Origin of the sequence: Stieleria sedimenti (assembly GCF_025060895.1) — a bacterium.
GTDB lineage: Bacteria > Planctomycetota > Planctomycetia > Pirellulales > Pirellulaceae > Stieleria > Stieleria sedimenti.
Genome location: NZ_JANZKV010000013.1, coordinates 45,373 through 71,088 on the forward strand (window position 1 = coordinate 45,373; position 25,716 = coordinate 71,088).

General features: G+C 58.3%; 21 protein-coding genes. 1 reads left to right on the plus strand and 20 read right to left on the minus strand.

Features of this window, described 5'->3' with window-relative positions; genetic code table 11:
- Positions 1-477 precede the first annotated feature (477 nt).
- The 15 genes from NZK35_RS02430 to NZK35_RS02500 form a co-directional block, all read right to left on the minus strand.
- The gene (locus tag NZK35_RS02430) at positions 478-1,401 is read right to left on the minus strand and encodes a tetratricopeptide repeat protein (RefSeq protein WP_259631009.1); all 924 of its coding nucleotides are present in this window, start codon (positions 1,399-1,401) and stop codon (positions 478-480) included.
- Positions 1,402-1,767: 366 nt separating this feature from the next.
- Complete coding sequence (locus NZK35_RS02435) at positions 1,768-2,289, minus strand: type 1 periplasmic-binding domain-containing protein (RefSeq protein ID WP_259631010.1); 522 nt, start codon at positions 2,287-2,289, stop codon at positions 1,768-1,770.
- Positions 2,286-3,698 (minus strand): type II secretion system protein GspL, encoded by a 1,413-nt coding sequence (gspL, locus tag NZK35_RS02440; protein WP_259631011.1) that lies wholly within the window; start codon positions 3,696-3,698, stop codon positions 2,286-2,288. The genes NZK35_RS02435 and gspL overlap by 4 nt, the downstream gene beginning before the upstream one ends.
- Positions 3,695-4,282 (minus strand): type II secretion system protein N, encoded by a 588-nt coding sequence (locus NZK35_RS02445; protein ID WP_259631012.1) that lies wholly within the window; start codon positions 4,280-4,282, stop codon positions 3,695-3,697. Before NZK35_RS02445 ends, gspL begins: the two co-directional genes overlap by 4 nt.
- A gap of 36 nt (positions 4,283-4,318) precedes the next feature.
- Positions 4,319-5,278 (minus strand): hypothetical protein, encoded by a 960-nt coding sequence (locus NZK35_RS02450; RefSeq protein WP_259631013.1) that lies wholly within the window; start codon positions 5,276-5,278, stop codon positions 4,319-4,321.
- Positions 5,268-5,843 carry a PulJ/GspJ family protein gene (locus NZK35_RS02455; protein ID WP_259631014.1) on the minus strand — a complete coding sequence of 192 codons (576 nt, stop codon included), beginning with the start codon at positions 5,841-5,843 and terminating at the stop codon, positions 5,268-5,270. Before NZK35_RS02455 ends, NZK35_RS02450 begins: the two co-directional genes overlap by 11 nt.
- Before the next feature lie 158 nt (positions 5,844-6,001).
- Positions 6,002-6,376 carry a type II secretion system protein gene (locus NZK35_RS02460; RefSeq protein ID WP_259631015.1) on the minus strand — a complete coding sequence of 125 codons (375 nt, stop codon included), beginning with the start codon at positions 6,374-6,376 and terminating at the stop codon, positions 6,002-6,004.
- Positions 6,373-7,020 carry a type II secretion system protein gene (locus tag NZK35_RS02465; RefSeq protein ID WP_323379599.1) on the minus strand — a complete coding sequence of 216 codons (648 nt, stop codon included), beginning with the start codon at positions 7,018-7,020 and terminating at the stop codon, positions 6,373-6,375. The genes NZK35_RS02460 and NZK35_RS02465 overlap by 4 nt, the downstream gene beginning before the upstream one ends.
- Positions 7,017-7,415 (minus strand): type II secretion system major pseudopilin GspG, encoded by a 399-nt coding sequence (gene gspG, locus NZK35_RS02470; protein WP_259631016.1) that lies wholly within the window; start codon positions 7,413-7,415, stop codon positions 7,017-7,019. Before gspG ends, NZK35_RS02465 begins: the two co-directional genes overlap by 4 nt.
- 331 nt (positions 7,416-7,746) lie before the next feature.
- Complete coding sequence (locus tag NZK35_RS02475) at positions 7,747-8,952, minus strand: type II secretion system F family protein (RefSeq protein ID WP_259631017.1); 1,206 nt, start codon at positions 8,950-8,952, stop codon at positions 7,747-7,749.
- A 5-nt stretch (positions 8,953-8,957) separates the two neighbouring features.
- On the minus strand, positions 8,958-10,598 hold the full coding sequence (locus NZK35_RS02480) for a GspE/PulE family protein (protein WP_259631018.1): 1,641 nt from the start codon (positions 10,596-10,598) through the stop codon (positions 8,958-8,960).
- Positions 10,595-10,762, minus strand: a complete 168-nt coding sequence (locus tag NZK35_RS02485) for a hypothetical protein (protein ID WP_259631019.1) — start codon at positions 10,760-10,762, stop codon at positions 10,595-10,597. The genes NZK35_RS02480 and NZK35_RS02485 overlap by 4 nt, the downstream gene beginning before the upstream one ends.
- Positions 10,759-10,995 (minus strand): hypothetical protein, encoded by a 237-nt coding sequence (locus NZK35_RS02490; protein ID WP_259631020.1) that lies wholly within the window; start codon positions 10,993-10,995, stop codon positions 10,759-10,761. The genes NZK35_RS02485 and NZK35_RS02490 overlap by 4 nt, the downstream gene beginning before the upstream one ends.
- A gap of 107 nt (positions 10,996-11,102) precedes the next feature.
- The gene (locus NZK35_RS02495; RefSeq protein WP_259631021.1) at positions 11,103-13,652 is read right to left on the minus strand and encodes a secretin N-terminal domain-containing protein; all 2,550 of its coding nucleotides are present in this window, start codon (positions 13,650-13,652) and stop codon (positions 11,103-11,105) included.
- A 129-nt stretch (positions 13,653-13,781) separates the two neighbouring features.
- Positions 13,782-15,116, minus strand: a complete 1,335-nt coding sequence (locus NZK35_RS02500) for a trypsin-like peptidase domain-containing protein (RefSeq protein ID WP_259631022.1) — start codon at positions 15,114-15,116, stop codon at positions 13,782-13,784.
- Between the two features lie 257 nt (positions 15,117-15,373).
- On the opposite strand from NZK35_RS02500, the gene metG reads away from it, so the two are divergent.
- On the plus strand, positions 15,374-17,419 hold the full coding sequence (gene metG / locus NZK35_RS02505) for a methionine--tRNA ligase (protein ID WP_259631023.1): 2,046 nt from the start codon (positions 15,374-15,376) through the stop codon (positions 17,417-17,419).
- A 478-nt stretch (positions 17,420-17,897) separates the two neighbouring features.
- On the opposite strand, the gene NZK35_RS02510 is transcribed toward metG, so the two are convergent.
- The 5 genes from NZK35_RS02510 to NZK35_RS02530 form a co-directional block, all read right to left on the minus strand.
- Entirely contained in the window at positions 17,898-18,869 is a 972-nt protein-coding gene (locus NZK35_RS02510; RefSeq protein WP_259631024.1) for a DUF6807 domain-containing protein, read from the minus strand.
- A 310-nt stretch (positions 18,870-19,179) separates the two neighbouring features.
- On the minus strand, positions 19,180-20,064 hold the full coding sequence (locus NZK35_RS02515) for a DUF1559 domain-containing protein (protein WP_259631025.1): 885 nt from the start codon (positions 20,062-20,064) through the stop codon (positions 19,180-19,182).
- Positions 20,065-20,159: 95 nt separating this feature from the next.
- Complete coding sequence (locus tag NZK35_RS02520) at positions 20,160-21,917, minus strand: ArnT family glycosyltransferase (protein WP_259631026.1); 1,758 nt, start codon at positions 21,915-21,917, stop codon at positions 20,160-20,162.
- Positions 21,910-23,319, minus strand: a complete 1,410-nt coding sequence (locus tag NZK35_RS02525) for a DUF1573 domain-containing protein (protein WP_259631027.1) — start codon at positions 23,317-23,319, stop codon at positions 21,910-21,912. Before NZK35_RS02525 ends, NZK35_RS02520 begins: the two co-directional genes overlap by 8 nt.
- A complete protein-coding gene (locus NZK35_RS02530) occupies positions 23,316-24,416 on the minus strand; it encodes a hypothetical protein (RefSeq protein WP_259631028.1) in 1,101 nt (366 codons plus the stop codon). Before NZK35_RS02530 ends, NZK35_RS02525 begins: the two co-directional genes overlap by 4 nt.
- Positions 24,417-25,716 lie beyond the last annotated feature (1,300 nt).

Below are 25,716 nucleotides of genomic sequence, written 5' to 3' on the forward strand. Positions count from 1 at the left end.
CCGTCACGCTGAGCACCGCGTCTGTTCCGCCGGGGACAGACCCGAGACCATCGCAACACGGGCGATCAGGAGCGTTGTTGCTAGCAAGGGTCGTGATTGGGAGGACGGCTGGTGCCATGTCCCCGATCAATCTGTCCCCGATCAATCTGAATCAGACCACGGATGGTAAGGCGTACCACGGATCCCGACTGCATGACATCCGTGGGTACGCACTGCCATCCGTGGGTTTCTTCTCCATCGATCAAAACCCCCTGGGGACGAGGTTTGCTGCGACACCGTTCGGGGTCGACCAGAGGGATTGGGGGCGTGTTCCGGAGGTAACGCTGCGCTGACCTCCGGCTACTCGCTGAAATCCCTTCGGGATGAAGACAAAACACCGGGGTGTCCCCCCAGTGGACAATCGAACAGCTCGGGGTCTGTCCCCGAGTGGACGCGGGGTCTGTCCCCGAGTGGACGGATGTCTGGGTGTGCGGACGATCACTCTTTGTCGGTCAGGTCTTCGACGTAGCTTTCTTCCAAGGAGGAGGCTTCGGCGGCGGGCGGTGCGGGCGGGACCAAATCCATGGTCGGATCATCTCCGCGGGGGGCTTGGAGCGGTGGGGCTCTGCGCCGCGGAGCATCCGGCAAATCATCAAACCCGAACGGGTCGGCGATCGGCTCCTCCGCCGAGGCCGGCATGACGGGCGTCAAATCGATGATCTTGGTACGCAACTGCCTGGGATCCGGCCCGACTGCACGGTCGACCGTCGACTCCAGATCCGGTGTCTCCGGGCCCCGATCCAACACATCGTTTTGCGACAGCGCCAGCTGTGTGTCCGCCCAGCGTCTCCAATCCGGTCGCGTTTCGATCAACGCCAAATCCTTGAGTTGCTGAACCAGCACGTCATCATGATCACCCAGCCGGACCCGCAACCGGACCAAATTGCCGAGGTAAAGCGGATTAGCGCGATCCATCGCGTTGGCGGTGTAATAAAGCTCCAGCGCTTCGTCGGTTCGTCCGGCCGATTCGAGCGCCAAAGCCAAGTTGTAGACCACCGCCGGATCACCGGGCAAAAACTCCCGCGCGTGCTCAAACGCCATCACGGCCTGATACAAGTTGCCTTGTTCGTAGTGCATCAGACCCAAATTATTGTGCGCCGGACCATACGTCTCATCCGCCTCCACCGCTTCACGAAACTGTTCGGCCGCCCGGTCGATCTGTTGTTTCTGCAGGGATCGGATGCCCGCGTACGTCAGCCGATTGGCACGCTCGGTGTCCCGTTTGGTCTGGACCTTGATGACCGATCGATTCTTGCTCTGAAGCGATGAGCACCCGACGGGCAGCAGACAGACGAAGAACGCGGCGATGTGGCTGAAGATGGCGACGCAACCATATCGCGTCATCCTCAGCGCAGCAGACACCGGACCTACCCGCGATCGATCGCTACGAACTCCATTTCGACGCATTCCAATTCGACTCAGTGCTTTATCATCGCAACAGTATTCGGTTGTCCACGGAAAAAGGATCTAGGAACGAATGGCATAGGCAAAAACCGGATTCAGCTCCCGCTGGTGTTCAGCCTTGAGGCGATGTCCGGTCGCTGCGAGGCAGCGACGGTGGACGGCTAAAGCCTAATACCGCTAAGNNGCCAAACGGCTGATATTCGTTTGACATCAGCCGGTTCGCGCCAGCGTCCGGGCCCCCTCATTCATGTTAACTTAGCGGTATTGGGCTAAAGCCTGCACACCAACACTCATTTCCTCGCCACTTGAGGCAACAACACACGTTCACGTGTCGCTTTTCGGTGAAAAGATGATTTGGGTCAAGGTCAGCTGAGAATTCCAGGTTTCGCGCGAGCCGGATTGCCGGGGATCAAAAAGCTGCAAATCCCTCACCAGACTGCCGGTCGCTTCATCCCTCAACGCCTCACAAAAGGCGATGATCTGGGGGACCGTGGCTGCGTTGAGTTTGATTTCGACCCGCCGGAGTTTGAAATCCGTCTGACCAATCCGCTGCGGTTGGTTGGGAGTTTGGTTTGACAGCAAATCGGAGGATAGATTGGCTTGCTTGAGTGCCGCGTTGATGCGATCCAGGATTTGGTTGGGTTCTTCCAGCTCCAACGCCGCGACGCGGGGCGCGTCGGCGACCCGTTCGATCTCGTCCAGCTTTTGTCGCAGCTCGCGCAAATCTTGGTGATCCAGCTGCAACCGGCTCGCCGCCGACCACGTGTTCATCACACTCGACGCGGCGTAGAGTGCCAACAGCACGATGGCTGCGGCGGCGATCAATCGTTTCGTCGTTGCGGTCACGAATCGACTCCCTCCTCAGCCCGATTCCCGGACGGATTCCAAACGGCCGAGAGGGTCGATTGGTAAGTCGGAATCGGCTCGTCCTTGCTGGGATCGATCTGTTCGGCGGCCGGTGGCGTGACGTCGAACCCGATCGTTTCGAGCGACTTGGCGATGGTGCCGATTTGGACGGCGTCGACCGAGCGAACGGTCAAGGAGCAGACGCCATCGACGATCTTCAAGTCCATCAACCGCAGTCGCACGCCGCCGACACGTTGTGCGTGTTCCAGACCGCGGTAAAGATCTTTGAGCACGCGCGTCGCGGGAACCGGCAAGCGGATCGCATCGCCCCGACCGCGCGAACCGAGCGTCTTGCTGTGTTCGCCTCGGACGGTTCGCATCAACATCACGGGAACGCGTCGTCCCGGATAGGCTTCGGCGAATACGGCGCGCTGTTGCTGTCGAACCGATTCGGATTCGGAGGCCAGCCGACTACCGCGATACCAGGCCGCGATCGAGAGGATCAGAAAGCAACACGTAGCCGCCAACGCGAGCTTGCGTAAGGGGCCGGCGACGGCGAACAGTGGATCGTTCGGTGCCAAGTCACCGCGCCGCAAGTCGGGCCAGCGTCCCCAACGACCGCCCAATGCAAGGCCCGCACCTTCGGCGGCCAGACGTGCGGCACCGCGATCACACCGTTGGACTCGGCCGCGCGGTTGAAACGCCAATTCACTTCGGCCGACAATGACGGTCCTTTCGGATGCGTCGACTTGGTCTGCGACGGTGGCTTGATGTCGACGAAGTTCATCGTCAGCGTCATAGAACTGCCGCCAGCGAAACACTCCACCGCCGTCGACCGACAAGGATTCGGCCGACAAGGATTCGACCGACAAGGATTCGGCCGACAAGGATTCGGCCGATGTCGCGGCGACGATCAACAAGGTGAACGGAGACTTTTCGGCATCGCTGCGCTGCAGGGCTCGGGCGATCAGGAACGCCGTCGGCAGAATCGAAACGACTTCGATCCCCGCCGCTTCAAGCGTGTCGACGGTCGGTTGATGCCGGCGGGTTTCGATCGCGACCGCCGCGATTTGCGTTGACGCGGCACGGACAAAATAGTCCGCGACCATCGATTCGGCGTCGAGCGGAAAATGGCGTTCCAGTTCGAACGTGACGGCACTTCGGTCTTTGGCATCGATCGAATCGGGCAGTTCATCGCAGACGAAAAAGCATTCGCTGCTGGGCACGGCGAGCACGCACCGTCTGTCGGCTCCCTTGACCGAGTCGCACAGTTGGCTAAACCGTTCGGCGACCTCTTGCGGCGGCGTTTCGGCGGCGAGTTCGGTTTGTTCAAAGCCGACTTGGAGGAACCATCCCGATTCGGTGTGCGCGATCAATCCACCGCCATCGATGCAGAACCGATCGCTCATCGAGCCGGTCTCCGGTTCGGTCGATCGGGCTTGCCGCCGCCGGTGGACTGAAAGGAGGATTTCAATCGCAAGGTCGACTCCGATCCGCGAACCTCCAACGTGACCTTTTCGGAATCGATCTTTCGCACCAGCACGCCCGGTGGCGACAACTCGACGACTTCGCCCGCAGCACGGATGTCGGTCTTGCCGGACGCATCGGTCAGGATCGCGACGCTTTGATCAGAGTCGATGATCGTTCCCGTCAATGTCCAATCCAGTCGCGGGGCTTTGACCGCCGGCGGATCGCGGACGACCGCGGGTTTAGGTTTAGGTTGGGGTTTTGGCGGAGGAGGCTGGGGCGGGTCGTAGAGGGGCTGTTGCAGTTTCAACGCCAAGTTGACCTGGGCCGCCGCTTCGACAGTCCGCGGCTCCTGTTGCGGTTGGTCGACCGCCGTTTTCATACCGCGCAGCGATCCGAGTGTGCTGTCGGATTGCGGAGCGGGTGAATCGATACCGCCGAGCGACCAAACAACACCCACCGCTGCAACGGCCAAGAAGCCTGCAGTCAACGCGGTGATCAATCGTCGTTGGGCGGTCAAATCCATCCTTTAGCAATCTCTTTCATTCAACTTCGGGGTCTCTCAAAAAGAAAAGCGTTCGTTGGTCGTCAGACCGTCATCGGTCTTCCGCATCACCGAAAAGGTCCGCATGCTTCCACGGGCCACTGCGGAAGCATCGATCCACAGCGAAAAGTGCGTGCTGGTCTCGGATAACATTCTAAGCAGCCGAAGACGTTCGGTTTCTGTTTTCCCCTCTCGCTGGACCAAAATCGCCAGCGACGTGGTCGGATTGTCTTTGTATCGGCTGGCAAGCCGACGGGCTCCAGCATCGGATAAAACGCAGCCGGCGGCGGCTTGGATCGATGTCTCCGAGGCCCGACGGAGATTCAGCCCGCCGCCACCCCAGCACGTGATGTCGCCGCTCACCGACGGCAGCGCGGCATCGGATCCCAGACTCGCGGAAAGCCTGGACAGGTCAAACACCTCGCCCCAGCTTCGAAAGGCACGCGGGATTTCCGTCATCGGCTGATCCGATTCTTCCACGGATCTGTTTTCGGCCGCCGATTCCAGCAACGCGTCGGTCATCGGCCGGGTGGCGGGTAGCAGTCGCACCGTCCGCGCGGCGACCGGCCCGAGCACCTCGCCGAGCGTCGTCTCGGTCCGCCGCCGGCCGGTCATGTGGTACACCTGATTCAAATTCAACTTGGCGTCTTCATCTGCCAGAACCACGTCAAAGGTCACGCCGCCGATCGTCACCGCACCGCGAATCTGTCTGGGAAAGGGGCTCGCCGTTCCCGTCGATTTTTGGATCGCATCGGCTTGTTCTTCCCGTTGATCAAAGACCTTGCCGGCTTGCGGCAACAGAACTCGTTCAATCGACTCCGCACCCAACCGCTGTTGCAGACGAACCTGCGCATCGGCCGCGGCGAGCGCACGGCGCAGGCTAAGCTTGGACAGCGTCGCCAGCACGGTGACCATCAACACCATCACGGCCAGCACCGCCAGCAGCACGTATCCCGAGCGACCCCGTTCAGTCCGCATGATGGTCAATCACCTCGTTGAACAAGACTCGACCTTGTGCGTCCCGCGCGGCGATGCGAAAGCGACTGGGCATCGGCACCAGCCCGCCGCTCATCTCGGGTACGGGGGTTTCAGCATCGAACTCGTCGTACGTTTCGAAGTCGAAGGCACCGAAATCGATCCAGCAGACATCACGCTGACCACCAGCGCGACGGATCAGCAATCGTCGCGAGCCGATCGTCGCCTGCGTGTAACGGATCATGCCCGGCAGCTGCTGTGGCGAAACATATCCCGACAAGATCAGCGTGTCGGTGCCGGCGGCGATGCCTCGCGCGTTGATCAAATCGTTGCGTAAACGATCGGCCAGAATCCCGGCGGCGACATGATCGATTTGTTCGCGACGCAATTGATTGGACTGGGTCGAGACCGACGCCACGATGCCCAACAAGCCGACCATCATCAACGACGCCAGCACCAGCGCGACGATCATCTCGATCAAGGTGAAGGCGTCGGCGGCGGAGCGTGGACGGTCCGCCGTCTGGCGACGGCAGCTATGAAGCGGCAAACACTCCAACGGAACGGGCATCAATAAAAAGCAATTCCGTAACCGTTGGTGTCTAGCCTTTAGGCGACTCCCGGTCGCTGCGACGCAGCGACATTGGGCGGCTAAAGCCTGCACACCAACCCCTATGCCCGTGCCATTCGGCAGGCATTCCTTTAACGATCTTTGTTTACGTCGCATCGTCATGGAACACCCGCCGGTTTGACCAGATCGACCGTGACCAATGACGTTGATGCGGCACCGAGTTCCATGATTTCAAAACGCACGACCTGCATCTCAACAGTCGCCAACGAGGTGCGACCGACCAGCGACGTCTGCCAGACCCAATCGTCCTTGCCGGCCACCGCGCCGCGCGCGCCGATCGGTAACCCGCCTTGCTGTGCCGAGAGTCCGTGCACCAATTGGTCGGCGACTCGGGTGGCATCGAGTCGTTTTTCGGCCATCGAGAGCTGTTTGCGATGCCGCGAAAACGCGAGTAACGATGCGACCAGCACTGAGCCCATCAGCGCCAACGCGACAATGATTTCCAGTAGCGTGAATGCACGTCGTTGGTTCATCGCATCCCCAACGCCAGTTCGACTGCCGTGTCGTTGAAATCGTCAACGACCTGTCCGCTTCCCCCGACCAAGAAGATCCAGCGCCGCGTGTCACCGCTGGCCAGTCGCAGCGCATAGCTGGGCGACGATCCGTCAGCGTTTGCGATGACTTGGGCACCTGCCGCCGATCTCTGCACGGGGCCGAAGCGAATCGCGTCGATGGAAACTTGTCGCGGCAACGTGTACGTTCTCGATGGATCACCCGACGGATCAACGGTCATCCGTGCACGAGCACGGTCGATGACACCGGCGACTTGGCGGCGCTGGTCGCGTGCGGAGCGCCGCAGCGCGGTATCAAATTGCTCGATGACTTCGACAGCTCGCCCGAGACGTTGCCTGGCGATCACGCCGCGGACCGACAACGTCGCCAGCGAAGCGATCACCGCCATCAGCACCAACACGACGATGAGTTCGATCAGGGAGAAGCCACGGATGATCGTCCCCCCATCGCTGCGCTCGACTCTCCCGCACAGAGGTCGTGCGGTTTTAAAGCGTTGAAAATAAAGGGGGTGATTTCTGAATGAAGCAGGACGCCGGTATGTGATCTTCCGTTGGGTGGACGTACGCATGCGCGAAACGGATGGTCTCATGTTCATTCCACTCATTCTTCCAACATCGCGCTGGAGAAATCGGCGTCCTCTCCGTCACCTCCTTCACGTCCATCGGCACCCAGGCTGACCACTTCGACGCCCTCTTCGCTGACGAAGTACAGGTAGGGGTTCTTCCAAGGATCGACGGGCATCTTGGTCAAAAATCCTTCCGGCCAGGTTTCGGTGTCTTCTCTTAAAATTTCCAGCCCTTCGTCTTCGGTCGGATAACGTCCCTGATCAATGCGAAACGTTTCTAATGCGTTCATGATCGTGGCGATCTCTGCTTTGACCGCGTTCTTCCGCGAGTTGACTAAATAGCCGCGTGTGCGAACGGCGACCAGTCCGGCCAACATGCCCAAAATCACCATCACGACGATCAACTCGACGAGGGAGAATCCGCGTCGTTTCATGACGTCAGAAACCATCCTCCCGCTCAGAGGTCGTGTGGTCTTGAAGTCACCCTCCTGGCAGGAGGGTCGAGCGAAGCGAGGGGAGGTCGAACGGTGAATCGCGGCGTTCATTTCAATCGTGATGGGCAACCCCAAGCAACAACGCAAACCCTCTCCTCGCTGCGCTCGACTCTCCCAGGGGGAGAGTGACGAAAACTCTTTGCTATCAACGACTTTAAAACCGCACGACCTCCTCAAGGGAGGGTTACTTCTTAGCTTGATGCTTAGGGAGCCGAACCCCAGCGACCGTAGTGGCTGACGCAACGAAGTCGTTTGAGAGGGCAATCGTCTCTCACAAAACATTTCCAGCCTCCAGAATCGGAAGGATCGTGGCCAACAACAGAAATCCCACCATGGCGGCCAAGACAAGGATGAGAACCGGTTCGATCAACGAGGTCAGTCGCGCCGACGCCGTTTTGACTTGTTCATCATAGTCTTCGGCGAGACGGAAGAGCATTTCATCGAGTTTTCCCGACTCCTGGCCGATGGAGAACACCCGCACCGCCAGCGGGGGAAACGCCCCGCTTTGTTGCAACGCATCGGAAAGCTCTTCGCCGGCGGAAATCCGGCTGCCGCATTCACGCAGTGCCGATCGGAACACGGTGTTGCGGGTCGAACGCTCAGCCAGATCGAACGCACGCGTCAATTCGACACCGCTTCGCGAGAGCGTTCCGATGATCATCGCGATCCGAGAGACACCTTGTTTGACCAGCATCGGACCGAGAATCGGAACGCGCAACACCAGGCGATCGAAGACCTGTCTGCCCGGGCGGCTTTGGAAGGCCAATGTCAATGCGACCACGCCGCCGACCAGCCCCACGATCCAAAACCAGCGATAGTCGACGAGCAAGCTGCTGAGCGATTTGGCGACCCGCGTCGGGAACGGCAGCTCGTCGAGGGTCTCTTCCAGGTTCTCCAGCAGCGGCGGCAGGACACTGGTCATCAAAAACACGCCGGCCGCGGTCCCAAAGCAAACCAAAAAGATCGGATACACCAGCGCGGTCGTGACCGCATCGGTGAACTGGGATTGACGTTGTTTGAATTCGGCGAGCTGTGAAAGCACTTCCTCAAGCGTCCCGGCATTCTCGCCGACTTCGACCATCTGGACCGAAGCCTCGTCGAACAGATCGGGACGTCCGCCGAGCGCCTGGGCGAACGATTCACCCGCGGCGACTCGATCGCGGACCGCCAGCAATGCCGCGCGAAACGATCCGTGATTCTGCTCCACGATCGTATCGAGCGCATCGAGCATCGGGATGCCGGCGTGCAACAGCATCGACAACTCCGACACGGCGGTTGCCCAATGACTCTTCGATCCGATCAGCGAAAGCCGTGGCAGACGGAACTTCGATTGGCGGTGTTTGCAGGCCGCGATTTTGCGAACGTGGATGCCGCGGCCACGCAGCGAATCGCGGGCTTCGCGAGCGGTGTCGGCGCTGATCGTTCCCTGGACGGATTTGCGAGTCGCGTCGATACCGGAATAGGAAAAGACAGCCATCGGGCTCACAGCGTCGTTACGCGGAGGACTTCATCGAGTGTCGTGATGCCTTGATGGACTTTCAACAAACCGTCCATCGACAACAAGTGCATGCCCGATTGTAAACCGGCTTCGCGGATCGCCGATGCATTGGCACGCGATTGCACCAATTCACGACAGGTGTCATCGATGACCAACAGTTCAAACAGTCCGACCCGGCCGCGGAATCCGGTTCCACGACAGGCATTACATCCGACCGGCTCAAACACACCGACCAAATCCGATCGGCCCAAACCATGGGACTCCAACAGCAACGGGGGCACATCGGGCAACGCCTCGCTGCTGCGTCGTGGGCGTTTACAGTCGACGCACAACTTTCGGACCAGCCGCTGGGCCAGCGAGGCGACCAGCGAGCTGCTGACCAGATAGGGTTCGATCCCCAAGTCCAACAAACGCGTCACGGCGCTGGCGGCATCGTTGGTGTGCAGCGTGCTGAACACCAGGTGACCGGTCAGCGAGGCTTGGATCGCCATGATCGCGGTTTCGGCATCGCGAATTTCGCCGACCATGATGATGTCGGGGTCTTGCCGCAGCACGCTCCGCATGCCCGAGGCGAACGTCATCCCCTTTTTCTCATTGATCTGCGTTTGGCTGATCCCGTCCAACTGATACTCGATCGGATCTTCCAGCGTCAGGATATTCAGTTCTTCGCTATCGAGTTCCTGCAGTGCTCCGTAGAGTGTCGTGCTTTTGCCGCTGCCGGTCGGACCGGTGACCAAGATCAACCCGTGGTCGCGAGCGATCAGCGAAGCGAAGCGGCCGAAATCATGGGCCGGCATCCCGAGTTCGGCCAGCGTGTACAGTCGCGCGCTCTTGTCCAACAACCGAATCACGATGCGTTCGTTGTGGCTGGTCGGCAGCGACGCGATCCGCAAGTCGACCGTGCGGTCACCCAGTTGCACCGTCGCCCGCCCATCTTGCGGCAAGCGTTTCTCGGCGATGTTCATTTTGCCCAGCACCTTGACCCGAGACAGCACCTCTTCTTGGACGGACTTGGGGATTTCAAAGGTATCGAACAAGACACCGTCGATACGTTTCCGCACCATCAACCGGTCTTCGTACGGTTGGATGTGAACATCCGACGCGCCCGATTTGACCGCATCGAACAGGATGTGATTGACCAAGCGGATGATCGGTGCGCGGCCTTCGGTATCCAGCAAGTCTTCCTTCGGCCCCAAGCCGGCCAGCTGGCCCAGCAACTCGTCACGATCGAGCGAATCGATCACGCTTTGCGTTCGACTGGATTGATCGGAATAGGCCGCGTTGATCGCGCGCCCGATGGCGGTTGTCGTCGCCGGCAACGGACGCACACGCAACGGCCGGAGTTTACCGTCGAGGCGTTGGGCGAGTGCGCGGGCGATGATATCCAAGTGTTCGTAACCGGCCATCGAGTCGATCGCCAACCACACGTCTTCGTCCTGCTTGCCGCGAAACCCCATCACGCAATGCTCGCGGGCGTGCGCGATCGGGATGCGACTCAAGAAGACATCCGAGGGCTGCAGCTTTGAGAGATCTTCGGAGATCGGCATCTGAAGCCGCTCGGCGAGCTGCTCGGTCGCCTGCCTGCCGGCGGATTCGTGACGATCATGGCTGAGCGTCTCGGTCATGTCGCTTCCGTCGGCAGGTTCTCAAGGTCCAACAGATCCTTGCCATGCCCCGACGCGCGTTTCATCTTTCGCAGCAGACGCAATGAAACGTGTCCTCCGATGATGACAAGCGGTACCGAATGCGACAGCAGAGTTTCGATGAGGGCGAACGGGCGAGCGGTCATGGAGACGGGGAGGGGTGAGTGATCCCGTGACGTCGAAGCAGCTTGTCCACCTCCGATTGCCTTCGCTTGCGATGGTTTCGCCGGATGAAGTGAGCCATGGCGTCGGGACACGCTTCCAAGACTTCGAACGCTTGCCGCTGCAACTGGACAAACAAACGCATGTTCTCTTCGGGGGTTCGCCGCCACGCCATCTTGCGGCGATAGGCTTCGGCGACTGACTCGTGATCACTCATGGGGTTCACCAAGGCTTTTTCAGCTTTAAATTTTCGGCTTGCGTTTCACGAGTGAAACGAGAGCGGCAAGCTGGAAGCTTACCCCACTTTGAATCCGCGACAAACCATTACGGCGACGGGTAGACCACCTGCGGCTGGCCGATCACTTCGTATTCCTCCACCGGATAACTCTCTCGCATCGGTGACGATAAATGTTCGGATCCGATCGGGTCTAATCCCGCGGGCGTCGGGCAGGGAACCAGCAAGGGTCCACTAACAGGATAGTCGGCCGGCAGTTGTGCGTCTTGGGTTTCAAGGTCGGACAGGAATTGCAGATCCCGGAACTGCGAGTCGCGGAGGATTCGGGGCCGAATGAACAGAAAGAATGAAGTCGTCGTCTGTTCTTCGCTCCGCAGACTGGTCAGATCCCGGATCACGGGGATCTTTTCCAGCCACGGGACGCCGGTGAACGAATTGCCTTCGAGGGTCCGCTTCAGCCCCCCCACAACGATCGTTTTGCCATCGGGAATCGTGACGACACTGCCCACGCGGTCGATCTGTCGTGGCGGCGGCAAATCACCTGCGGCCGAACCGATAAACGTGCTGAACTCGACATCAAATTCTAATTGCAGATGATCGTCTTCGTTGATGTGTGGCGTGACGGAAATCGTCGTGCCCGCTTCTTGGTTGCCGCCCAGGCCCGTCAGCGTGGTCGTTTCCCCCTGGCTGAATGCCTGGAACGGGATGCTGGAAATGCTGTTCAGCGTTCCGGTTTGGTTGTCGTTGACCAAGACCTTCGGCGAGGACAACACGCGACCACGCCGGTGTCGGCTGAGCGCCTGGACGATCACATCGGCGACTTCCGGGTCCACCAAGACGCCGTTGAACCCCAGCGCCGGATTGATCGTCAGTGCGCCGTTGGTGGGATCGACTTCGCTGAGTCCAAACGACGTGAATTCAAACAGCCGTTTGGATCCCTCCCGATCACCGCCGCTGATCTCCACACCCAGCGAAAAATTGTCGCTCGTGTCGATCGCCAAAATGTCGGCTTGAATCAAGACTTGCGGACGGCGCTGGTCGAGTGACCGAATCAGTTTTTCATACAACGACTGAACGTTCGAGGGTGCGAACACGATCAAGCTGTTGGTCGCGACATCGGCCGACACGCGCGCGCCGCCGGGCAACGTGGCCACCGCGGCGCCACCGCCCGCTCCATAGCCGCCATTGCCGAATCCTCCGGCACCGATCCCGGCCATCGAACCGAGTGCGGCGTTCTGATTGGGGACACGGCTGGAGGTCATGTTGTTGCTCAAGTTTTGACCTGCCACGCCGAACGATCCGCCGCCGAGTTCGTCGAGGCGTTGTTGCGCCCGTGATCGACCGCCTTGAAACATGCTGTTCACGCCGCCTCCTGCGGCTCCCATCGGGTTGCCGCCAAAGCCCATCGCGGGACTGACGCCACCCATGTTCGCGCCGCCGAGCGTGCCGAACGCTCCCGCGCCCAAACCGCCGGCTTGGGCAACGCCGCTGCCGGCGGCCTCTTGCAGCGCCAGAAGCGAGTAAAGCACCTCCATCGCGGTCGCGTTTTTGAGCTTATAAAACCGAATCGGACTCTCGTCGGAATCGACCGGTTGGTCGAGTTCCTTGAGCAAGGTTTCGATCTGTTGATGAACTTCCGCGCCGGCACGCACGACCAACAAGTTGCCTTCTTCGTCGATCGTCGTTTCGATCGATTTCGACTCGGTCCCCCGATTACTCTCGCCGGGCATCTCGACGAAGCCTCGAATCAGATTGTCCAGTCGAGACGCGCCGATGTATTCCAGCCGATAAACGCGGGTCAAAAACTCGGTGCCGGAATCCAATCGTTCCAGCAACCCGATCGCCGCCGCGACCAAATCTTTGCGGCCCGCCACGACCACGCGACGGCCGGTCTTGTCGACCAACAGTTTCAATTTGTTGTCCGAGGCGGCTTTCGTTGCCGTGTCGGTTGGTTGGATCGTTTCGTATTGTTCGATCAACATCGATGGCGGTCGACGCCGCGTCTGGTAGAACTCGATCGTCCCCTCAGCGTCGGGGCGATCGATCATCGCCAACAGCTCCGCGACCAACCGCACGTCGGCGGCATAACCGGAGACGATCAAGATGCCTTGATCGCCGAGTGCGACGATGTTGGATCCCGTCTTGCTGAGAAAGGGTTTCAGCGATGTTGATGCGGTGGTGATGTCGATGTGTTTGACCGGCAACACCTGAGTCACCGCAGCGGCGGGGCCGTTGCGACGCGAGATTTCGGCGGCGTCACCGGCCGGCGCGCTGCTGACGATATCGGCGATGTCGACGACGCGTTTCCAACCGGGGACTTCGGAATCGACGACGGCCAAGTTGGCTTCGCGAAGCAGACTGCCCAACAACGTCGGCAGAACTTTCTTGGGCAGTTTGGCCGGCGTGTAAACCGTCACATCACGGCGGGCGATGTCCGCCCCGTGAAGAAAACGAATCCCCAACTGCTTGCTCATCAAATCCAGCAAGGTCGTGACACGGACGGTCCCGGACAAGTTGAGTTCGACGATCTCGTCCCCCTCGTCAACTTGCGCCTGCACCGCTTCACCGCTTGCCCAAACCAAGGCCAGCGCGACCGCGAGCGGCAAACAGCAGCGTCGAAACAAATTGCTAGCAGTCATAGGAGGTGGAGAAGGGGTAAGGAGATTATGGGGTAGGAAGATTAATTGTCGTCTGACGAGGTTGTCGTTGTTCGGCCGAACTCATTTTCCTACCTCCAAATCTTCCTACCCTCCATCAAGAGACGCCTGTTACCGAGCGTGGCGGCTGATCACTTCCATCAGTTCCGGCGTCGGCTGCTGGATGTTCATCACGCGTTGGCCTCCAGGGGCGTTCGGATCGCGGAGGATGATGATCATTTCCGTCGCGGCTGGTTCGTTGGGACGTGAGCGGTTCGGCGATGGTTGTTGAGGAGCGTTGAGCGCGGCCAATCGGGTCTGGGGCTGGCCGGGGTGGCTGTTGGGTCGTCGCGACGGCACGGTCACCCTTGCCGGGGGCTGGGTTTGATAGAGGTGTGCCAGTTGCACGCGATCGAGTTGCCATTTGACGCTTCCCGGTCCGGTGTAGATTCCCACATCGCCCTTATAGTCGGCGGCGTTGCAGACACCGATCAGCTGGCCCATGGCGTCAAACAGTCCGCCGCCGCTGCGCCCGTCGACCGGGGCACCGGCGATTTCGATGTTCGACGCGCCCACATGTTGGTTGTACTTGTTGATTCCGGTGATGGCGGTGTCGCGGCGTGAGGGATCGTCGCCGTGGTCGCAGCCGAAGCTGAACGCGGTTTGACCGGTCTGGGGCGGGTTGTCAGGGTTGGCGATCTGGATCGGTTGGACGTCGAATCCGGGCCGCATCACGACCAGTGCGATATCTCGGTTGTCGGCATCGTAGTCGATGACCTGGCCGGGGACCGTTTTGACTTGCCCGGCGACAAACAGTTGGACTTCGACTTTGGATTGCAGTTTGGTTTCACGGAACAGGTGACCGCACGTCAGCACCAGGGCTTCGTCGCCGTGTCGATCAATGATGGTTCCGGTGCCGACACCGAACCCGTTGCCATCGTGGACCTTCAGTCGCACCGTCGCGGCTCGAGCGCGCTGGACGGCGTCGGCCATCGTCAGACTGGGCATCGCTTCGCCACGGGGGTCGCCGGTGGGAGCCGACGGTGCGGCGGCACGGCGGGCTTGGGCTGCGTCCGGGACCGTTTGGCCGTGGAGATTAGCTTTGGTTTGAAACAGCGTGCCGGCCGGATCAATTGCCAACGCTTGCCGCAGGCTTTGAGCGGACTGCGTTCCGACCAAACGCGTCAATTCGCGACCGGCGGAGAGGATGACGTAGGTCGGCACTTGACGAATCCCATGGCGTCGCGCCAATTCCGGCTCCGCGTTGACGTTGACGTGCCGGATCGGCGTTCCACTTTGCTCCAGTTGCCGCAATGTCGGCACCATGGCCTGGCAATGACCGCAGTGGTCCGAGGAGAACGCCAGGAGCACGCTGTTGGCTGCCGCGGCGTCTGCGGCGGTCACGGTGGCCAGTACAAACGCCGAAACGATGGCCGGGTAAAACCGGCCGAACAAATGCGTGTTCAAAGTGTCTCTCCCTAGACAAGTGCCCGGATCGGCCGATCCTTCAGCCGAATGGTTGTCGTCCCCCGTCACAAATGAGTTCTCACTTGAGACAAACTGACGACAAAGGGACTGTCCGCAATCGGCCGTCGGGGCGACAACCCCAAACTGAACCCTTCCCCTTGGGAAACCCAGTGAAACATTCGGGATTACGTGTTTCACGGCGATCTGTACAATCCGCCCCTGAATCCCCCCGTTTCGACACGCCCATTATTCAAATCATGACCCGACGCATCTTGGTCACCAGCGCCCTGCCCTACGCCAACGGGCCGATCCACATCGGCCACCTGGTGGAATACATTCAAACGGATATTTGGGTGCGTTTTCAGCGTCTGATCGGCAATCGCTGCGTCTACATCTGTGCCGACGACACGCACGGCACCGCGATCATGATCCGGGCGAAAAAGGAAGGCCGCAGCGAAGAGGAACTGATCGCCGACATGAGCGCTCAGCACCAACGCGATTTCGCCGATTTCCACGTCGACTTTGACCACTACGGCAGCACCAACAGCGAGGCCAATCGGGAGTTTTGTCACCTGTTTTGGCAAGCCCTCCGCGACGCCGATCTGGTCACCGAAAAGAGCATCCAACAGCTTTACGACCCCGAAGCGGAGACGTTTTTGGCCGATCGCTTCGTCCGTGGAACCTGTCCGGTCAGCGGTCACAAAAACCAACCGGGGGACAATTGCCAATGCGGGGCGACGTACTCTCCGATCGATTTGATCGATCCCAAAAGCACGCTCAGCGGCGCCACGCCCGAAGTCCGCTCGGCGGTCCACCTGTTCGTCACCCTGGAAAAGCTGCGTTCGTTCCTGATCGAGTGGATCGACAACGGCGACGCACTGCAAAAGGAAACCGCCAACTACTTGAAGGGCTTCTTCTTGGCCGAAGACAAAGAGCTGCGGGACTGGGACATCAGCCGCCCCGGGCCGTATTTCGGTTTCGAGATCCCCGACTCACCTGGCAATTACTGGTACGTCTGGTTCGACGCTCCGATCGGTTACGTGTCCAGCACCAAGGAGTGGTGTGACGCCAACGGGGAATCGTTCGACGATTGGTGGCGCAGTGAGTCGACCGAGATCCACCACTTCATCGGCAAAGACATCACGTATTTCCACACGTTATTCTGGCCGGGCATGTTGCACACCGCCGGCCTGCAGTTGCCGACCAAGGTCCACATCCACGGATTCCTGAACGTCGGAGGCGAAAAGATGAGCAAGTCGACCGGGACGTTGATCAGCGCGGAAACCTATCGCAAACACTCTGATCCGGACTACTTGCGTTATTTCTACGCGACCAAGTTGACGCAGCGTGTCGAGGACCTGGATTTGGGCATTGACGAGTTTGTCGAAAAGGTCAACAGCGATCTGGTCGGCAAGGTCGTCAACCTGGCCAGCCGCGTCGGCAAGTTTGCCAAGCACACCGGGCTGGCGGAAACCTATCCCGACGACGGAGGCTTGTTCGAAAACGCCGCCAAAGCCGGGGATTTGATCGCCGAGGCCTACGAAGTCGGCGACTACAGCCGCGCGATGCGGTTGATCATGGAACTGGCCGATGCCGCCAACCCGTTCGTCGAACACGCCAAGCCGTGGGAGATGAAAAAAGATCCCGAGCGGCAAGACGAACTACGCGATGTGGTCACCGTCGCACTGAACCTGTTTCGACAACTGACGATTTATCTGGCTCCCGTGTTGCCGACGCTCGCCAAAAAATGCGACGCGCTGCTCGGTGAGCCGATCACGTCGTGGGACCAAAGTAAAACGCCGCTGTTGGGCACAGCGGTGGCGAAATTTCAACGCATGATGGAACGCATTCAACCCGAGGATTTGCAAAAGATGATCGAAGAGAGCAAAGAAGAAGCCGCCGAAGAAGCCGCGGCAGAGAATCGACCGACGTTCGCGGATTCGGATCAGCCCTTAAAAGACGAACCGATCGCCGACGAAATCACGATCGACGATTTTGTCAAAGTCGACTTTCGCGTCGCGCGGGTGTTAACGGCCGAGCATGTGCCGGAAGCGAACAAGTTGCTCAAGTTGACGCTGGGTCTGGGCGGCGACGAGACCCGTCAGGTGTTCGCCGGCATCAAAGCGGCTTACGAACCCGAGAGTTTGGTCGGGCGTTTGGTCGTGATGGTGGCGAACCTGAAGCCGCGAAAGATGCGGTTCGGGTTGAGCGAAGGCATGGTGTGTGCCAGCGGTCCCGGCGGTGAAGACGTGTTCTTGCTCTCGCCCGACGAAGGCGCCCTGCCCGGTCAACGCGTGCATTGATGTTGGGAGGGCGGACGTGGACCCCGAGCGGGGTCGCAGCGTTTTCTTCCGGCTACTTGCTTTGATCCGTTCGGGATATCGGGTTTGCTCGCGCGAACCGGCTGATGTCAACTGAAGCTCGGCCGTTTGGCGAGGGACCAGCGTGTCCTATGATTGTTGGAATGACCCCGAACGGGGTCGCAGCGCGTAGCCGGAGGTGAGCGAAGCGACACCTCCGGGTATCTTGCGCTCGAGAGACGCGACCCCGGAGGGTGTCGTAGCAAATCATGCCGGGGCCCTCGGACTCGGTGGGCCGCTCCTGTGATCAAGTACCTCGATCAGGTCGTCTTTAGACGCACTCTCCGGCACCGCCGGCGGACGGGTTCGCTGCGACCCCATCCGGGGTCGACGGACTTCGCCGACGAGCTTCCCGGAGGTGTCGCTTCGCTTACCTCCGGCTACTCGCTTTGATCCCTCCGGGATCGTTTGCTCGCACCGATCACTCCTCCGCGTACGCCTTATACGCCTGGGCAACGTTTGCCGATTCGGCGTCGCCGGTGTGGAACAGGAATCGATAACGGAACGTCATCGTCTCGCCGGCTTTGAGCGTCATGTCGCCGGTGCCGTCGGGTTTGTTTTCGAAATGATTGACGCCGAAGGGATTCGCTGCAACGAGTCCGTAGTCGCGTGCGTGCCACCACGTCGGGTGACGGGGGTTGCCGGGATGGTCGAACATCGCGATGCCGGTCAGTTGGCCGTCGATCTCTCCCCAATAGTCCACCCACGCGGCGCGCTTGCCCCACATCTCTTTTCCTTCGACACCTTCGCTGTTGATCGAGTGACCGCCGGCAGTGTGGTTGCCGCGTTTCGGGTCGGCTTTCAGACGCAATCGCGGATGCGTCCGCATGCCCATCGTGCCTTCTTTGGTATCGCCGATGACGAGGTCACCGGACGACGCGATCCAGGTGACTTCGTAGTCGATGGTGCGGGCGTCACCGTCGGTGCCAAAGGTCAGCGTGCGTTGATCGCTGCAAACCGTTTCCCCGTCGGAACTCTTCCAATCGTTTTGAGCGATGATCGTGTTGCCGTCGATCTTCAGCGAGGTTTGCACCTGGGTGCCGACGTCTTTGGATTTCTTGCCTTCGGCGTCTTCCATCCAGAATCGGATCCCGCCGACTTCGTCGTGGGTGTACCAGATCGATTTGTGGTGCGGGTGGTCGCTGGCTTCGTTGTCGACGTCCTTGACCATCGGGTAGTTGCGGGTCATCGGTTTTTGGCCGGGACCGTACACCGGGTACAAGATCGGCTTGGCGTAGCCGCTGTATCGATATTCGGTAAACGGCTGTCCGTCGATGGTGACAACCGCCTTGGTGCCGTCGTCAGTGATCTGGACGTCGGCGGCTTGGGTAGGGGCGACGAGACAGAGGGACGAAATCAATGCCAAGCAGGCAACCAGGATTCGAGCGGTCATCTTGCGGTGGGGATCGAGGGTGGAATGTGGAAGGACAGCCCCCATAGTTTAGTAGAAGATCCGGCGGGCTGTGGCAGCGGCCTCTCCGGGGGCGACGACTCTTCCGGGCCGTCGCCCAGTGGAAATGAAGAGCGGGATGGCAGAATGATGGAAATGCTAATCGGCCGGCGGTAAACCGCTGATCCCAAAAAAGTTTGTGAACTTGCCGATGTGTCCCGAGAGTCGCCGTGTTCTCCGAACTCGGCGCACGCGAAAGCGAAGCTTTGGCCCGCGCCGACCTCGTAGAGGACGGCGACTGTCCACCCAGGATCTAATCCAGCAACGGGTCGGCGCTGTCAGCGGGGGCCAACAAACTCCGAAATAGGAATCCATCTATGGTGGCGGATAAAAACTCCACCGATCCATCCAGCCGAGTAAAAACAGCGCCTCCGGGGTGCGGCGAGCCCCAATTGCCGGCATACTTGATGCCCGGACCATCACGGAGAATCAATAACCCCTTACGGACGGTCCCGTGGCTACCGCCGGAGAAAATGGGCTCGTCAAAATACCAACTGCTCGCGGTCTGAACCAACGGATCAAACGCTTTTTCGCCCGTCGCCAGCGTTTGACTCATCCCATCGATAATCGCATTGGGCAACAAAGCATCGGGGCGCTCTCGCATCACGCGCTCATTGCCAGCATAGTCTGTTTTAGCCCAAACCCGACCCGCCGCAGTGTATCGACCGTGGTCGTCGTCCGCGGGAACCATCGGATCATCGCGACTACGACTCGGACAACGGAACAGGGGCCCCGCCGACTCCACTTTGATTCGGGAATAGGCCTGACCCTGTTCGATCGATGGCAGAATCGCATAAGCCCAACTACCGGTTTGAGTTTTCGGATCTGCGCCCGGTTGCCCGACGCCCCACCAAAATTGCAACCCGAAATGGCGAGAAAACGTGCCAATCGTCACCTGCTGGCCACTCGGCGATTCGACCGTGCTTTTGCCGTCGTACCCGCCGTTGCTGGGAATGTATCTCAGTTTAGAAAGGTGCGACTGGATCCCCAGCCCTAACTCACGTTGATGGCTCATGCACTGTGTCCGTCGCGCCGCTTCCCGAGCACTTTGAACTCCGCCGGAAAGCAGTGAAATCAATAACCCTACGATGGCGACACAAATCAGCAATTCAATCACTGTAAATCCATGCCTCCGCACGCGACGAACGACACGTTGGTGTCCAGGCTTTAGCCGCCCACTCGACGTCGCAGATGGCAATATTGCTCTTCGGCTTCGATTCTCACATGAAGTTCTCATGGTTCAACCTGATAAAGAAAGTGTGTCGCACCAATCGCCTCGACCGGCGTCGTCGGAAGACTATCCCGGAGTCCCTGATTGAGTGACAGCAACGACTTGCTGACAATCATCCATTTCCGATCCGCCCCTTTGGGCTGCAGAATATCTGCCGGCATCCCAAATGCTTCCGGCTGAAGGTACCGCATCGGGTCACTGGGATGCCATTGAAGTGGGCGGTAGTCTGGATGCGACGCAATCCAATCAGCAAGAAAATAGCAATCCTGGCCCCAATCCGACGCATCATTATGGAGATGGAAATGACCTCGATCTGTTCCACCGGACAAAGCGTTGAACGCACCCATCCAATGGGGCGCGATCGCCAAGGACGCCATTACTGTAAACACGACACCCGCCTTGATGGTCCACTGCACCCATCGTGTCATCCCAGCACTTGGTAACGCTAGCGGCGCGACAACCAATAAGAACAAAAATGGGTACAGCGGAAAAATGTAACGATGCTGCCGAGCAAAACCACTCTTGTACGCGGTGATTTCGATCATTCCCACTGCGACGCAGGCGATCAGTGAATGTTCAAACCTGACGTTCCATGATTGCGTGCGATCCAGCAAGCGCCAGATACCAAACAGTAAACTGGCAAAAACTGCAATCAGCGTCCCCGTCGGCAATTTCACCAGCATGGCATAGAGATAAAACCACCACCAACCCTCCCGCCCGCTTTGACCTGCAGCAAAGCCACGTAACCCTACCTGAAAATCATATTGCTGGCGATCCATCCCGATCACGAAGTGTTCCGGGACGGGAGACGGAATCCCGGCGAACCAACGATCGCGATATCGTGGTGGGATATCGGTCGCAGTGTCACCGGCAAGTCCATCGGAGAGGAACTGTATCTCACCGAGCGGCTTGCCGACTCCGTCAAATCCGTAGGGGATTCCGACGATGATCAATGACATCGCAACCGCTGTCATGGCCTGGACGACAAAAACGGGCGAGCGAACCTGCGTGAAACGCCAGATTGCGAACCCCAAGAAAATGGGCCACAGCAATAGTGAAGTGAATTTACAAAGCGTACAAATACCGAGCAGAACACCACCGATCAACGCTTCTTTCCACCGCCTTGATGACATCCATTGACAAAAGAAATAACAACTGATGATCATTGCCGCCGCCACTGCAATGTCATTGGTGATCAGCGAACCGTGCGAGAGTACTTCGGGCTGAAAAGCCCAGCACGCGGCCGCCGTCAGCCCGGCTGCGGCGCCAAACAACCGAGCACCCCAGTGGTAGAGCATCACCGTTGCCGAAACGGCGAACAGGCTTACCAGCATCCGCCCCAGAAACAAACGCTGCCGGAAAATATCGGGGAACGCATTGAAGAGTTGGCAACCGAACGGCCACTCCCACCGTGCGGTCGGTCGTTCCTCCACTCGGCTTCCCGGAACAAGATGTAGTGCAGCAGCATAGTCGGGACGAAAATCATCCAGTCCAGGCCAATGAGAAACGGCGAATACGCTGCCCAGAGCGCGGACAAGGGGCGGGTTGACGCAGAATAGTTCGGTCTCACCCTGCCTCCAGTACTGGATGCCCGCATACAAATGACCGTACTCATCCGCAACCGGCGAAGAACGAAATGCGTGCCAGCACAGCAGAGCGAATTGAATCGAAATGACGAGTGAAATCCCCCAGCGATAGCGACGCGATCGGTGAGTCGCTTCGCCCTTCACTCGCTCGGATTGTTCCAACGGATCAGTCAACGAAATCCGCTCCAACATTGAGGACCGTTGTCGTTGGCTCACCTGCCAATGTAACTATGATCGGCACGTCTTGAAACACAAATCCCTCGTAGCGGACCTTTGAATTAAGCCCAAACTCCAACTCAAGGTGCTGATTGTTTTCTCCGTAGACCTTCGTGATTGAGATCGAAAACGGATCCGTTTCTTCGACCGATCCAAGCTTCACATCATAGATCGCATTCTTGTAGAAATGAGTCAGTTCTACTTCCAGCACCCGAGCCTTTGTGGAATCTTTCGAATAGGAGAAGGATCCAAAAAAGTGCTTTGCAGGAACGATGTTTAGTGGGCTCGATCCCTCGAAGAAAATCGAGCAATGTGCTTCTTGCCCCTCAAGCCCGATGGCCTTAATCGCATAGCGATTGTCTCCATCGAGAAATGTTGAAAACGCAACGTCCACACCAATCTTTCCGTGCGCGGGCACGACAGTTTCGTTGGGTGTGGCAGTTGTGCAGACACAATCTGTTCGCAACTCTTTAAGCTGAATGTCGCTCCCAGTTGTATTGAAAAGATGAATCCGTTGCGGATCACTTTTCCCCTTAAGCAACTCGCCGAAATCATACTGCGTTCGTTCAAATTGCAGTGGGCCATCGGTCGCATAGGGCTTCGGTTGGTCCTCAATCGATCCAAATCCTACTCGAACAGAGAGGAACGTTAAAAGCAGCAACCCGACTAGCACGGTATACCCCAATAACTCTATGCGTCTTCCGACATTGATAGACTTGAGAAGCAAGCAAACGGCGAGAACTGCAAACGCACCGATCAACCATGGCGATTGGAGTGAGGCTGTGAGAAATGTGGACATGATTTCGGAAGAACTAAGTTCGATCGGCTCACTCGATATCAAGAGTAACGGAATTGGCCGGGCAGATTCTATTTCTTCCAAATAGACCCTTGACGATTCCGCATCGACGAATGCGGCTTCGTTACTCCCCCTTATGCTGTTCAACACGACAAAATGACCGATTTCCAGACCACCATTCTTTGTCATGTCTACGGTCGGAAGCCAACCGATCGCTGATTTCCCGAGTTCAAGCTGACGCTGTACATAGAAGCTTCCAGCTCGATTCAGTTCGATCGGCTTGGCATGGAGCCCCAAAGACTCTACGGCTCCCTTAATCTCAGCGAACGACGCGAAGGGGCGTTGCTCTAAAACGTCTGTCGCTTCAGTCGTCTTCCAAGACACTCCCTGTGCACGGACACATTTGCGTGTCGATTCCAACGCACAGAATCCATCCTCCTCTTTGACCTGAAGACTCTGCTGCGTTTCCGTGGCCAACGAATCCCTTGGAGCGGCAGATGCCGGAGTGAATTGGCCCGCCAACGCGACAACACAAATCACATATAGCCATACACTGTGACTCATACCGGCTCATTGCTCCTCGGCCATAGCCGGTACAGCGCCAGCGCGATGATCACACCGATCAACGCAATGTTGAGATAGAAGTAGGAAGAACTTCCCTCAGAGGTGTGTGATCGAGCTCTTGCAAGTCCCGCTGCTTGAATCTTTCGCAATTGCTCCCTCGTGTAAGGCACTTCAAATCGCTTGACATCCCGTTCACGCTTCCACTCCGTTCCCGCCGGCCAGGGTGGTATCCATTCGAATTGATCGGCATCAATGTTTTCGACGGAAATTAATTCGATGCTCGCCTCCCAGCCAAATGTTCCATCGTGTTTCAATTCCCGATAGGTCGCGCGGCTCGGATAGCGATGGCCGTCGAAAGTTTTCAACTCGCTGACTTGGATCGCAAAAGGCCCATCGGGATAAGAGATTCTCCTCTCCAGGGGGAGATACTCGGGTGCGGAGCTCACAATCGTATAGGATTCGACGTTGGGATCCGTTGACGAAATACGAATTGCGTTTGCATCCGCTGGATGTTCAACCCGCTCCGCTCTGACTTGATCCTTCAATTCAACAAAGTCATATTGCTTCATCGGCAATCCCTGAAACGGTTCCTGACGATTGATTAGCAATCGAACCATCGGATCGGCCGCAAACGCACCGACCGCACAGCCCACTTGTTCCGTACCCGACGAGTTCACATGTTGCTTGATCTCATAGTCGTGTAACAGTTTGCGTACGTAGGTGCTTGTCTTGCGTCCATCGAACCCTTGAAAGAACGTCAACAATGGGTCTTCGTCGGTGTGGGGTTCACCGGCGTTTTTTTGAAAATGCATCAGACGCGACGGAATATAAGAACGGCCTGTTGACGGTCGACCGAGCGTCAATGTTCGTGTCCCGCGTTGCACCACATCAGGGTAACCAGAATAGAACGTTCTACCGTCAGGACTATCGATTGTCCGCGCATCGATTTTGTAAACCAACTCTTTGCCGTAGACATAAGGGCGAACCGCCCATCCCTGACGCCGGATTTCGTCGGCGTCAAGCGGCTCAGCCTGTGCCGAACTCGCGCCCAGCAGACACAGCAATACATTCAGTCCAATCGTGGCACGCCAACCCATTTTAAATCCTCGCCGGTGAGTCACACACAACGGTACAACCGCCGCGAACAGAACTTTCTTGCGATCCTATCGGTTCAGTAACACACAGTGCGCGTACCGCAACCTCCATTTTGGTTTATACTCCATGATGCGCCGGTAGGACTGTATGGATCTGCAATGCATTTTAACTCTCGCCCAGGACAAAAGTCGGGAGTCGGCGGATAATTGCAATCTTCATTAACACGTGGGTAACATTTTTGATCCCAGTAATTGTTCCAGTCACAAACTTGTGTGAAGCTCCCAATTGGCGAACAAGGATTACCTACTACGGTTCCGGTATTCGCCGGCGGACAAGCGTTGGGAGTATCGTCTTAGCAGTAGTGATCCGGCATACCGCCCAGATTTGTTAACCAAGACGGCGTGAATCCATTCACCCTGCTTGTCACTACAAATGCTTCGGATACTGCAGGCAGGAACAACAAAACACTCAGAAGGCAAGCAGGAATCAAGGACCTAAACAACATTTGAACACCCCTCAATTTCGATTTACCAAACCGGACACGTGAAATAACTCAACATTTCCGAAGATAGGGGGGGGTGGGCTCAATCAACCACCCTTCTGGGTTTTTCGACGAAAATTGGCGGGTTCACGTAGGTCTGTTTGGCAGACCGCCCAATCAACTCTATTTCCAATACTGTTCGGCTGGGCGTTTGTAGCAGGCGGGAAAGCAAAGACCCGAACACTCTTGGATCCGTCTCCTGATCCGCACCGACTCAAAAGGGCACGGCAGCTGGGCCGGAGTGGTAAGAAAATTTTGGAGGCAAGAAAATGGGCGCAACCAAGTGAATGGTGCGTTTCATTATTTTCCTACCTCCTAAATCTTCTTACCTGTTTCCCGCACCGGCTTGTCGTGCGAGTTGAAGATTCCCAGTCGCTGCGGGGCAGCGACCATGGGCGGCTAAAGCCTGCACACCAACACTCTGCCTCGCTTGTAAGGCTCCGCCCTACGCCGTGAACGACTTTTTAGCGGTAGGGCGCGAGCCCTCTGGTGTGTTGCAACGATGCGCAAGCCGGAGGGCTTGCGGGCTGTCGGTTTAGTCGGGATCTGCTGAGTCAATGGTGAGCCGCTGGCCGTAAGGCCTCGGGCGGGCGTCGGACTGCCCGGCTGCTTACGCGTCACGGCTCACAAAATCGACAGACCGCTCGCGCCGTCCCGCTAATTCCTTCAGTGCAAAACTTGGTGGCATTGATCGTCGGCTAGATCTCGGGTGAATCGACCGAATGGTTCACCTGCCGTACAATAGAAGTGGTGGCAGGCCG